This window comes from Alteromonas sp. ABM1_013 (assembly GCF_056160505.1).
In genome coordinates this window covers 146,071-158,530 of record NZ_JBSWXH010000006.1, presented here as the reverse complement: position 1 = coordinate 158,530, position 12,460 = coordinate 146,071, and the positions used below count along the sequence as shown (strand labels likewise).

General features: G+C 45.3%; 11 protein-coding genes. 3 read left to right on the top strand and 8 right to left on the bottom strand.

From position 1 onward, the window contains the following. Positions 1-46 precede the first annotated feature (46 nt). The 3 genes from ACXAGK_RS17895 to ACXAGK_RS17885 all read right to left on the bottom strand — a co-directional run bounded on the left by ACXAGK_RS17895 (position 47) and on the right by ACXAGK_RS17885 (position 5,293). A complete protein-coding gene (locus ACXAGK_RS17895) occupies positions 47-3,145 on the bottom strand; it encodes an efflux RND transporter permease subunit (RefSeq protein ID WP_474857282.1) in 3,099 nt (1,032 codons plus the stop codon). Positions 3,146-3,166: 21 nt separating this feature from the next. Then, positions 3,167-4,312 carry an efflux RND transporter periplasmic adaptor subunit gene (locus tag ACXAGK_RS17890; protein ID WP_474857281.1) on the bottom strand — a complete coding sequence of 382 codons (1,146 nt, stop codon included), beginning with the start codon at positions 4,310-4,312 and terminating at the stop codon, positions 3,167-3,169. Between the two features lie 309 nt (positions 4,313-4,621). Then, on the bottom strand, positions 4,622-5,293 hold the full coding sequence (locus ACXAGK_RS17885) for a DNA-J related domain-containing protein (RefSeq protein ID WP_474857280.1): 672 nt from the start codon (positions 5,291-5,293) through the stop codon (positions 4,622-4,624). 164 nt (positions 5,294-5,457) lie between these two features. Between ACXAGK_RS17885 and ACXAGK_RS17880 the strand changes: the two genes are divergently transcribed. Further along, complete coding sequence (locus ACXAGK_RS17880; protein WP_474857279.1) at positions 5,458-6,174, top strand: DUF1499 domain-containing protein; 717 nt, start codon at positions 5,458-5,460, stop codon at positions 6,172-6,174. Between the two features lie 125 nt (positions 6,175-6,299). Here the strand turns inward: ACXAGK_RS17880 and ACXAGK_RS17875 are convergent, their stop codons facing one another. Then, on the bottom strand, positions 6,300-6,617 hold the full coding sequence (locus tag ACXAGK_RS17875) for a DMT family transporter (protein WP_118490751.1): 318 nt from the start codon (positions 6,615-6,617) through the stop codon (positions 6,300-6,302). A gap of 109 nt (positions 6,618-6,726) precedes the next feature. Continuing rightward, positions 6,727-7,329, bottom strand: a complete 603-nt coding sequence (locus ACXAGK_RS17870) for a LysE/ArgO family amino acid transporter (protein ID WP_179981984.1) — start codon at positions 7,327-7,329, stop codon at positions 6,727-6,729. Positions 7,330-7,546: 217 nt separating this feature from the next. Between ACXAGK_RS17870 and ACXAGK_RS17865 the strand changes: the two genes are divergently transcribed. Continuing rightward, entirely contained in the window at positions 7,547-8,431 is an 885-nt protein-coding gene (locus tag ACXAGK_RS17865) for an ArgP/LysG family DNA-binding transcriptional regulator (RefSeq protein ID WP_474857278.1), read from the top strand. A 7-nt stretch (positions 8,432-8,438) separates the two neighbouring features. Here the strand turns inward: ACXAGK_RS17865 and ACXAGK_RS17860 are convergent, their stop codons facing one another. Further along, positions 8,439-10,022, bottom strand: a complete 1,584-nt coding sequence (locus ACXAGK_RS17860) for a diguanylate cyclase (RefSeq protein WP_474857277.1) — start codon at positions 10,020-10,022, stop codon at positions 8,439-8,441. Positions 10,023-10,151: 129 nt separating this feature from the next. Beyond that, on the bottom strand, positions 10,152-10,460 hold the full coding sequence (locus tag ACXAGK_RS17855; protein ID WP_474857276.1) for a hypothetical protein: 309 nt from the start codon (positions 10,458-10,460) through the stop codon (positions 10,152-10,154). A 220-nt stretch (positions 10,461-10,680) separates the two neighbouring features. On the opposite strand from ACXAGK_RS17855, the gene ACXAGK_RS17850 reads away from it, so the two are divergent. Beyond that, positions 10,681-11,160, top strand: a complete 480-nt coding sequence (locus tag ACXAGK_RS17850) for a hypothetical protein (RefSeq protein ID WP_474857275.1) — start codon at positions 10,681-10,683, stop codon at positions 11,158-11,160. On the opposite strand, the gene ACXAGK_RS17845 is transcribed toward ACXAGK_RS17850, so the two are convergent. Beyond that, positions 11,157-12,338: a BaiN/RdsA family NAD(P)/FAD-dependent oxidoreductase gene (locus ACXAGK_RS17845; RefSeq protein ID WP_474857274.1), complete on the bottom strand. Its 1,182-nt coding sequence runs from the start codon at positions 12,336-12,338 to the stop codon at positions 11,157-11,159. The genes ACXAGK_RS17850 and ACXAGK_RS17845 overlap by 4 nt on opposite strands. Positions 12,339-12,460 lie beyond the last annotated feature (122 nt).

Genomic DNA, 12,460 nt, shown 5'->3' with positions numbered 1-12,460 from the left:
TATGTAAAAAATGAAAAATTTTTTCCCACTCTAGCGTACTTACTCGTTACTTGTCTTCCTTATGGAATAGTTTTTCTACCATAACGTAAAACATGGGAACGAAAAATATGGCTAAGAAGGTCGCTGCAAACATACCGCCCATTACCGCAATACCAATTGCATTTTGGCTTGCCGCTCCTGCGCCACTGGCAAGCGCTAGTGGCGTAACACCTAAGATGAATGCCATAGACGTCATCAATATTGGACGGAAGCGCTGAGCAGCCGCATTAGATACAGCCGTCATTAGGTCTTCACCGTTTTCGTACTGCTCTTTAGCAAACTCTACAATAAGAATGGCGTTTTTCGCCGCTAAGCCTACCGTCGTTAAAAACGCTACCTGCAGATAAACGTCATTAGGTAAATTAAAGATAAAGGCTGCGGTAACCGAACCCAATATCCCTAACGGCACCACTAGCATAACTGCAAACGGTACCGACCAGCTTTCGTATAGTGCAGCTAAGCAAAGGAATACGACTAAAATTGAAAGCGCATAAAGCATAGGCGCCTGAGAGCCAGCCTCTTGTTCTTCATAAGATAAGCCTGACCATTCAATGGCAAAACCAGCAGGCAATTGCTCAACCAATTTCTTCATTTCATCCATTGCTTCGCCTGATGAAATTCCTGGTGCTGCACTACCTTGTATGTTTACCGACGATATACCGTTAAAGCGTTCTAACTTGGGCGAGCCATATACCCACTCGGTTGTTGAGAAGGTGCTGAAAGCCACCATTTCTCCGTCGCTGTTGCGCACGAACCATTTCTCAAGATCTTCTGGCGTCATACGATGAGGAAGGTCCGCCTGCATGTACACCCGCTTAATTCGCCCTTTATCAATAAAGTCGTTCACATAGCTTGAACCCCAGGCAATTTGTAGCGCACTGTTAATATCACTTAGATTTAAGCCAAGCGCAGACGCCTTTTCACTGTCAATATTAATTTTGAATTGGGGCACATCGCTTAAACCGTTAGGACGAACACCCGCCAGTTTCGGATTTTGTGCCGCCATACCTAACAGCTGATTACGCGCATTCATAAGGGCTTCGTGGCCGTTCCCACCGCGGTCCACCAGCTGCATATCAAAGCCTGTTGCGTTACCTAATTCCATAATAGGTGGTGGCACAATAGGAAATGCTGAAGCATCTTGAATCTGGCCAAATGCGCCAAAAGCTCGGTTCATTACAGCAAAGGCCGAGTTACTCTCGTCACGTACACTCCAGTCGTTGAAGTTTAAGAATGCCATACCGGCATTTTGCGCTTGTCCTGCAAAGCTAAAGCCCACTACCGCAAACATACCGTTAACCGCTTCGCTCTCTTCTTCAAGAATGTAGTCTTCCACTTGCTTAATGGATTCGAGCGTACGACCCGCGGTAGCGCCTGGTGGCGTGCTTACCAACACCATCATTCGACCTTGATCTTCATCTGGAAGGAAGGCACCAGGAAGCTGACTGAAGATAAACACCATCCCGCCAACAAGTAAGCCGTATACAACGAAATAACGCTTAAAACGCTTCGCCATGTGGTTGGTCGTTTTCTGATAGCGGTCGCGCCCTTTGTTAAACGTGCGGTTAAACCACCCAAAGAAACCTTTATTTTTATCGTGATCCTCGGAATGCTGCTTCAATAACGTGGCGCATAAAGAAGGCGAGAGTACGATAGCCACCAACACAGAGAACGCCATCGCTGAAACAATAGTTACTGAAAACTGACGATAAATAGCCCCGGCTGAACCGCTGAAGAACGCCATCGGGATAAATACCGTTGATAGCACAGCGGCAATGCCCACAAGTGCGCCAGTAATCTGTGACATAGACTTCTTTGTCGCTTCAGCAGGCGGCAAGCCTTCTTCTTCCATGATACGCTCAACGTTTTCTACAACAACGATAGCGTCATCAACAAGAAGGCCGATAGCCAGCACCATGGCAAACATGGTCAATACGTTGATACTAAAACCAAAGGCCAGTAGCACCGAGAAAGTCCCAAGTAGTACAACAGGTACGGCAATGGTGGGAATAAGCGTTGCGCGCCAGTTTTGAAGAAACAGCAGCATCACTAAGAATACCAACACAACCGCTTCAATAAGCGTATGTACTACTGACTCTATAGAAAGCTCGATGAAAGGCGAACTGTCTACGGGGTAAACCACTTTCACCGTATCAGGTAGATTCGAGCGCAGCTCTTCAACGCGAGCTTTCACTGCTTTGATGGTGTCTAGCGCGTTTGCGCCAGAAGCAAGGCTTATCGCCATACCAGACGCGGGTTTACGGTCATAGCGAACAATAACATCGTAACTTTGCGCACCCAGCTCTACTCGGGCCACATCACGGACACGCACCTGAGAACCGTCTGTGTTCACACGTAGCACGATATTTTCAAAATCTTCAACGGTTTGAAGGCGACTTTGTGCCTGAATAGTGGCGTTAATCTGCTGATTTTCGATAGCAGGTAACCCGCCCAACTGACCTGCTGAGACATCGGTATTTTGTACCTGAACTGCGGCCTGTACGTCATTTGGCGTTAGGTTGAAGCTGTACAGTTTATCTGGGTCTAGCCAAATACGCATAGAGCGCTGCGCACCGAACACCCTTACGTTACCTACACCGTTTACTCGGGAAATAGGGTCTTGAAAGTTAGAGACGAGCATGTCACTCAGGTCATACTGCGTTATCGAATCGTCTTCAGAATAGAAGCCTACGGCTAATGCAAATGCACTATTTGCCTTGGTAACGGTAACCCCTTGCTGCTGAACCTGCGTTGGCAGTAAAGGTAACGCGCCCTGCACCTTATTCTGAGTCTGGACCTGGGCAATATCAGGGTCGGCACCTGGCTCAAACGTCAGGGTTATTGACATGCTGCTGTTAGAGCTACTTGCCGAAAAATAACGGAGATTATCGATACCCGTTAAGCTTTGCTCAATGACCTGCGTTACCGAGTTTTCAACGGTTTCTGCTGAAGCACCAGGATACGTTGCCGAGATAGTGACCGACGGTGGCGCAACTTTAGGGTATTGTTCAATGGGGAGTGAGGTTATCGCCAACACACCTGCCATCATTGTGATAATTGCCAGCACCCATGCAAACACGGGCCTGTCTATGAAAAAACGAGCCATATTACTTAAATCCCTTGTTTGCTATCGTGAGCCGCGTGAAGATGGTTGCCATTCTGACGGGTTAACTTTCGCCCCAGGCTTTACCTTTTGATAACCAGTTACGATGACTTTTTCGCCTTCATTTACGCCGCTTATTACCACGTACTGATCACGGTATATCTTGCCGATTTCTAAGTTTCGGCCTTCTACCTCGTTGCTCTGGTTCACTACGTAAACCGAAAGCGAACCGTCTGGCTGGCGAGTCGTCGCGCGCTGAGGAACCAAAAGCGCATTTTCACGACCGGTAATGACATGGCCCTTTACAAACAAGCCGGGAAGCAACACACCATCAGGGTTTGGCATTTCGGCGCGAAGGGTAACCGAGCCCGTAGATTCATCTACGGTCACTTCTGAAAATTTCACGCTGCCTGTTTTTTCGTAACGCTTGCCAGTAACTTCGTCTACAGTCAGCTCAACATCCATTGAGCCTTGCTTACGCATAGATTGACGAAGTGTAATAATAGAAGCGCCAGATTCCTGCATATCAATATAAACCGGGTCTAACTGAGTAATAGTGGCTAACTGCTGGGCTTGGTTCGTGGTAACCAATGTACCTTCGGTAACATATGAACGGCTAATTCGTCCGCTTATAGGCGCGTATACCTTGGTGTAGCCCATGTTTACCTTTGCCACATCAACTGCCGCTTCGGCTACGCTGATAGCGGCTTGCGCTTGGTCTTTTTGCGCAATTACATCGTCGTACTCCTGCTTACTTACTGCATTTTGTGCAACAAGGTCGTCGTAACGTCGCGCCTTAGCTTCCAAGGTCTTTAGATTTGCTTGAACGCTTTTCAGATCCGCTTTTACGCTGTTTAATTGGGCAAGGTAACGTGCCTCATCAATTTGATACAGCTGCTGCCCTTTTTCCACATGAGCGCCTTCTTCAAACAAGCGCTCAGTGATAACACCATCCACCTGAGGTCGTACTTGCGATTGGCGCGACGGGCTTACTCGCCCTGGTAACACCATTTCATGTACTACAGGTTGCTGTTTCAGCGTAACTACCGACACCGATGGTGCAGGCATACCTTGCTGAGCACCTTGCTGTGCTTGCTCGCCTTCATTCGAACACCCAGTAACACCTAATAGTGTTATTAGTGCTGCAGTAACATAAAAAATGCGACTCATAAATTTTCTATTTCCCAATAACTTTCACATAGAACGCGATTTGCGTTCTATACGGATAAATTAAACGTAAGTTTTGCTTCCAATGCGCCGATTCATCCTGCTCCTGTAACTTGGACATGAGGACAATCGGAAAAGACGTGGCATAGTTAAGCGATCATTGATACGAATCTACGCTCTTATAGGTCATATTGTGCGCATTTATCACATACAAGAAAAGTCAATGAAGCTGAAGTTACCGATGTTGTCGGTCAATTACCGAAGCCTGTATACATTATGCGAATAATACGAAGTTGAACGCCAATACACATTCTATTTAAACGAATAATAGCGGCTAAGAGTTTGATAGGCGTGAATGACCGCTTGAGCATCTTGCTGTGTTCCACCTTTGTCAGGGTGCGCCGATTGCAGCGAGCGTTTGTAGATACGTTTTAACTGCAGCAGCGTGACAGGCTCGTTCAGGGAAAGACCAAGTACAGCATGCGCTTTTTCAATATCACCTTGCTTATAGCTGACAGTATCTCCCTTCAGCATCCTTTCCCAAAACGCGTTTAGCAGGTTATCGACCGTATCGCGATCAGCCTTTTCAAAATTTCCCCAGTCGAGATAATACGTTGCAAGTGGGTCAGGGTTTTCTAGAGTCGTCACACCTAAACCATCATTGCTTTGCGTCAAATGACGCTCGTTAAACAGGTTTAACTTTATGCCAAGTGCGTGAATCTCTAACACACCTTCGTTTTGTTCTATCCAATACTGCCTCAATTGATACAGTGCATGAAACAGAATAAAGTGCGTTTTAAAAAGCATGAGCGGGTCTCGCAAAGCATCTTCTTCGAAAAGCTGATAAGGCGGCTTTTTTAACATATCGATAAGCGCATATTCAGTAATACCCTTAATGAACTGGCTTTTTTGCGTCGATAAGATATCAACGAGAAGTTCAGCTTGCATTGCGTACGTGTGGCTAGCGTCCGGTTGTGTATACAAAACCTGGTACCTATAACTTGATGCCGATAAAAAAGACAGGACCAGTGTACAAAGATGTTGCACGCGGGCCTAGTCGAATTTTTCTTTAACGAAAGTAAACCAATTTGCCGCTTTCGCTGTTAAAGTAGGTTGGTCAAACTAAAAAGAATAACTTTGGAGTTCCCTTGAAAGCACTCATTGCCCTTACCAGTATTGTTGGTTTTTTGATGGTGGTGTTACCCGGACCACTGTATCAGTATGCTGGTGTTAGTTTAGGCACCGCATTTACGTCACTTCGCTTTGGTGTATACGTAGGTGGTGCAGCGTTAATACTGATTATTTTACAAGTATTGATTAATCGTAAGAACGTAAGTTGGGGAAGCACATTTGTATGTGCTGTTCTTGCTCTAGTAGCCGTTGGCATGCCCGTTAGCATGATGAGTAAAGCTAGCGCCGTACCGCCAATTCACGATATCACCACTGATGTTACAAACCCGCCTGAATTTGTTGCCATTGCACCGCTTAGAGAAGGTGCGCCAAATTCTATTGCCTATGAAGGCGGTGATGTAACGAAGCAACAGCTTGAAGCATACCCTGAGATTAAAACTCAGCTGCTTCCTCAACCTATAAATCAAGTTTATATGGCTGCCGAAAAAGCCATAGAAGTTCTGGGTTGGGAGCGTGTAAATGAGGGCGCACTGCCAAACACACTAGAAGCCACAGATACAACGGCGTGGTTCGGGTTTAAGGATGATGTGGTCATTCGCTTGACAGTTAAAAGCGACGATACCCTTGTTGATATTCGCAGTAAGTCGCGCGTAGGTAAAAGTGACTTGGGCAAAAATGCTGAACGCATCGAAACCTTTATGGCAGAGCTACGAAACCAGCTAGGTTATCAATAAGCTCACCTAGAAAATCAAACGCAAAATAAAAAGCCCGACAGTGAATCACTGTCGGGCTTTTTACTTTATCAATCTATCAAACGGACTAAACACAGCCGTTAAAATCAGAACTCGGTTTTGTCGTACTAGTGCGCGAGTTTGAGTACCACAACGCCGGCCACAATAAGCGCCACGCCAAAGTAACGCGCTAGTGACGAAGGGTCGCCGTAAAACATCACGCCTACTAAAAACGTGCCAGCGGCACCTATCCCTGTCCATACAGCATACGCTGTACCTATGGGTATTTGCTTTTGTGCCATCCAAAGACAAAAACCACTGGCTGCCATGAAACCTATGGCTAGCAGAATTCCCATAATGCGGGTTTCCGCCTCTTGCGACATCTTAAGTCCTACGGGCCATCCAATTTCCAGTAAGCCCGCAACAATCAAATAAATCCAGCTCACTTATGTATCCTTCAAAACAGCAGGTTTGGCTTATTTGTAAAAGTATACTTATTCGTTGAAAGCAAGATACTCAACGCACCTTAGTATTTTGCTATTCAGCGTTTTTTCACTAAAGGCTCGCCAGCTGGATACTTACCATCCCCAAAACCGCAGCATTTAAACGGTTAAACCAACGCCAAAAATTGGGCCGCTGCATATGATGGGCAAAACGTGCTGTAAGCGTACTTAAACCGATAAACCACACAATAGACGCACCTATCGCACCACCCACAAACCACCATTTATTTTCCTGCCACTGGCTCGCCAGATTCCCCATTAGCAGCAATGTATCCAAATAAAAGTGTGGATTTAGCCAAGTTACGGCTAGCGCAATAAGTAGCGCTTTTTTAAACGACAGCTGCTTTTGTGCCATCTCTAATACAAGGGCATCATTAGCCAGCGAAGACTTTATTTTGTTAAACGCTATCCACAACAAAAAGGCTACGCCAGCCCATTTGGTTACCGTAACTAGCATTGGGTACTCTTGCAGCAATAAGCCGAATCCCATAGCGCCTAAGCTAATCGAAATAGCATCGCTTAGAATAAACAGTAAGACAAATAGTGTGGTCCACTGTTTTTTCATGGACTGCTCAATCAGAAAGCTGTTTTGCGCACCTACTGCGATGATAAGGGTGCCGCCCATTACAAAACCACTCGTTGCTGCCGCTAACATGCCAAATGCCTCTTAAAATAATAAATTGAAAGTACGGTTCTATTGCTCGATCTTTCGTTGCTTGGCTTTATGGTGCCTAACGTTAGGTGTAGCCGGCCAAACAAGAATTTGAAGTGGCGCTATTTTATACAGCTTGCGATACTTAATTAAATTAATGATAATTGTATTCAATAAGTAAAATTAATAACTTTAACTTTCCTTTCACAGGTTCTAAAAAATGCTCGATTACGATGCCCTTCGATGCTTTCATGAAGTACTGCGCTATGGTGGCTTTGAAAAAGGCGCTCAGGCGCTAAACCTTACGCAGTCTGCGGTGTCGCAAAAAATTAAACGTCTTGAACAAAGCGTGGGCGGGCCTGTTATGGTGCGAACAAAGCCCCTTCGTGCTACACCGTTAGGGCAAGAATTGCTAGCGCATATACAAAAAGTGAGTGTGCTAGAAGAAGCGCTGAATATAAAAAGTGGTTTAGAAGCCTCGGCGGTACCTATCAGCGTAGCGGTGAATAACGATGTGCTCGCTACTTGGTTTTCGCAAGTTATGGCAGCATTCAGCGATAAGCGGGCCAACCCAGTTCACATTGTTAACGCGGATCAAACCCAAACACGAGACATTCTTCAGCAAGGTCGCGTTATGGCATGTATTAGTCAAACAGGTACACCGGTTACTGGCGGGCAATCGGTAAGACTGGGCACCATGCGCTATCAACTTTATGCGTCACCACGGTTTATTGAGCGATATCTTCACAAGGGCATAACGCCTGAAAACGTGATGAATACGCCAGGCCTTTTATATGATGAATACGATGTTACGTTACTTACTGACTATCAAAGGGAATGTTTAAATATTTCGCCTACTTTTACCACGTGTCACTGGTATCCCTCGTCTCATGGTTTTGTAAAAATGGCGCTGGACGGCGTGGTATGGGCCCTACTCCCGACTCTTCAGGTGGCACAAGAAGTGAAAGAAGGCGAGCTTATTGCGCTTTTCCCAGACAAAGCGCTAGCTGTACCTCTTTTTTGGCACTATGCAACGCTCGAGTCGGCTGCGCTTGCCGACCTCACTAAAGCTGTAAAACAGGTCGCGAAGGGACAATTAAGGTAACGCCACATCAAGAGCTAGTAGCAAACACCGCGTTTTTACGCTTTTCTTTGACGCTATACATCAATTTGTCGGCTTTGTTTAGCAAACTCGGCAAGTCTTTGTAGCGTTCTTTTGTGATGTAAGCACCTACACTCGCCGTGGTGTTTATCACCACATTTTCTGTTCTGATATCACGCTCGGATAAGCTTTCCTCAATGCGGGCGGCCAATCGCTCAGACTGACCTTCACTATAGCAGTGACTTAATACCACAAACTCATCGCCTCCTAGGCGCCCCACGGCGTCTTGCTCGCGACAGCGACTCATTAAAATTTTTGCCACCACCTGCAAGACCTTATCTCCTGCGTGGTGTCCGTATTGGTCATTAATCTCTTTAAATTTATCAATATCAATGAAAAGCAGTGTTAAGTAGCCACCCTCTTTGTTGAAATTATTCAGCAGCGTCTGCGCTACGCCTTCCCAACCGGCGCGGTTTAACACATCACATAAAGAATCTGTAGATGCGCGTTTAAATGCACTAAGCCTGTCGTCATTAAGCTTTTTCACTTTTCTTGACGTTGCAATGGCAAAAATAAAGGCCTCGATAGTTATCCCTAATACAAGGGAGTATCGATATAAAAATGGCGATACTTCTGTAAAAACCAAACGGAAAAGCATGGACAAAACCATCACTGCAATCCCAAGCATGACCAAATTTGCACAATGCACCTTACGATAGGCAGCATAAACACAACTTGATAGCGTGCACGTCATAGTAATAAGTGTAATCAGACTCAACATGCTGTTAATTTTCATGGCATCTGAGCCTGGAAGAATCAACTGAACGACAGAAAGCGCGAGTGCTGCACATGCCATTCCAAGCATAAATTGGCGCTGCCAACCTTTTAGAAGCGTTTTAAAATCAAGTAGCTGATCTAAGAATTTCACACCTGCAAAAAGGGTAATTCCAGCAAATAGTAAATGCAGTTGGAAATTCGCAAGCAAAGCGACTTGCGGAAATACAATGTTCAACAGCCCTTCTTGGAGCAAAAAGAATACGCCAGCACTGAAAACGTAGAAGCTATACGAATACAGGCCATAGTTGCGCATACTTGCCCCCAGCATGCCTACGTATAGAGTAAGTGCCAAACAAAAGCCAATAAATAAGCTCATTGTGAGAGTGTGAATAGAAGCAAATTTATGAAAATCACCAAGCGGCGTCACCTTGACCGATACGCGGCGTTCCACCTGTGCGTTGATATCTAAATAAAAGCGGTTGTTTGAATTGTTGATTATGTATGCTTCAAAGGCACTAGGTAATCTTTCAACTTTGCGCATTTTGCTATCGTATAGCTGGTTGTAATTAATATAATTACGCGGGAAATACAGAACATACTGCGCATCGACATTACAGGTTAGCGCAAGTCGCTGATCACCCGCTTTAAGAAGAAAGGTTGTTGAAGTGGGTGCATCAATTTCGTTTTCGAAGTTACATTTAGCAAGCGAGTGGGAACTTGCTGCACATAAAACAAGCCCTATTAATAAGCGAATAAAATTACGTGACACACACCATGTCATAGATTTGCTTCCTACTGGTACCGCAGCCAAATCCATGTAGCAAAAATATCCCTGTACGGCTATTACACTAAGATAAGTTATGCTCGGTTATATTTAGGTATAAAAACCAACACATATTAAGCTTAGTTTATAAATTTAAGTTCGCTCGAAAAATTTTACTTTTATTTAACGTCGTTCAATGGCGGGTATGGCAAAGTAAGCATCTAAGTCTGACTCTTTTAATGCATCGAGTTTGCGCTTTCTCTGCGCTCTTTCATTAATGGTTTCCCCAAATACTTCCATGTGCAAATCGGCTATAAGGGCCTTACCTTCTTCTTTGCTGATTAAGCCTATGACTTCACCGGCGTGCATGAATCCTTGCACGCGATACTTTTCTGCCTCTACTTTTTTCCCATCTTTACTTGCCTTGTAAAGGCTTACCAATTGCGCTTTACAGGCGTCTAAAAATAGTTGTTTTTCAGTCTCGTTTTGCATTTTCGCATCCCTTTTATTTGCCTCTATACCTTAGCGGTATTTGCTAGTTTTAGATAGCGCCATCAAAGTTAGCTTAACGTCGCGTTGCCCTCGCTCTTAGTACTATCGATAACTGCAACTAAAGTTCATTGGTGAGAACGCCATATACCACCTACGCTTTATCAAGTGCTGGAAGTTAAACTTTCCAGGAAGTCACAGACAAACGTAAGCGAGCATCACTATGCGAGTAAAAATAGCCTTGGGAATGATAACAGTCTTGGCGTTTGCTCCCCTTGTTACAGCTAAGGGGGCAGCAAAAGGAAATGCTCATCATTGGGAAACGTCCCCTCACCACTTGTCTGCTCTTATGGGTACAACCTACACGAAAGAGTGTGGCAACGCGTTTACGTTGGGTATTGATTATGAATACCGGCTTAGTGACTTTCTTGGTGTGGGGTTTGTTGCTGAATACGCGTTTGAAGACCTAGACGCCTATACTTATTTATTTGTTGCCGACCTTCACATCACCAACAATTTTATCGCGCAAATAGGCCCTGGCGTTGAGTTTCACGGTAGCCATAAGATGGAAGTAGCCCGAGTGGGCTTATTGTACGAGTTTGAAATGTCGGGTTTTACCGTATCGCCCCAGCTTCATTACGATTACCACAGAAACCACAAAAGCGCCGTTGTTGCTGGGTTAGCAATTGGTATGTCGTTTTAAACCACCTGCCCTGCTGCCCAACCGCTACTCCACGCCCATTGGAAGTTAAAGCCACCGAGCCAGCCAGTAACGTCAACTACCTCACCAATGAAGTACAAGCCTTCTACGTTTTTAGCCATCATGGTTTTTGACGAAAGTTCGTTGGTGTCTACGCCACCAATGGTAACTTCTGCTGTTCGGTAGCCTTCGGTGCCATTAGGCTTTATTTGCCAATTTTCTAATGTGTCAGCAATAGCATCGCATTCGCTGTGAGTTAGCTGTTTTACCGGTACATTGCGCCAGTTATGATAATCAATAAAGCTTTGCACCATGCGTTTGGGGAATACTTTATTTAAGCAGGTAGCAAGCAGTGCATCTGGCGTTTCGGTGCGAGCAGTTTGTATAAGTGCCGTGGCATCATCATTAGGCAGCGTATTAATGCTTAAGCTGTCACCTGCCTCCCAATAACTTGAAATTTGCAGCATAGCCGGGCCGCTCAACCCACGATGGGTAAAGAGCATCGCTTCTTTAAACGTAGTGTCGTTACAGCTAGCGTACACGTCAACGGCTATACCGCTAAGCTCTGCCAGCGTCTCTTTGTCTTTATCGTGTAAGGTAAAGGGCACAAGAGCGGCCCGCGTGGGTAATACGTTCAGGCCGAATTGCTGCGCAATTTTATAACCGAATGGCGTTGCCCCCAGCTTCGGCATACTTAAACCACCGGTCGCGATTACTAAAGACTCACAGCTATATTCGCCATTGGAAGTAGTTAGTAAGTACCCACCCTCAACTTTTTCTACGCTTGAGATTTCACAGCGAGTGGTTATGGTGACACCTGCTTTTTTACACTCGTTAAGTAATAAGTCGACGATGTCTTTTGCGCTGTCATCACAAAATAGCTGACCTAAGGTTTTTTCGTGATAGGCAATACCATGTTCGGCAACCAAACCGATAAAGTCCCACTGGGTATAGCGGCTTAATGCCGACTTACAAAAGTGCGGGTTTTGCGATAAAAAATTGGCAGGTTCAGCATACATGTTGGTGAAATTACAACGACCACCACCTGACATAAGGATCTTACGGCCAACTTTTTTGGCATGATCGAGTACTTCTACGCTGCGTCCGCGCGCGCCTGCCTGTGCCGCGCAGAAAAGCCCTGCTGCACCTGCTCCAATTACAATAACATCGCGCTTAATCACTCTGTATTCACCTTACATCAAGCTAAAAATACTCACGCTCATTTAAGCGTAGGTTAAGAGTTCGGGATTATACGTAATAAGCCTTGCTGCACAACGCAAAGCCCAATCTTACTGTAAATTTA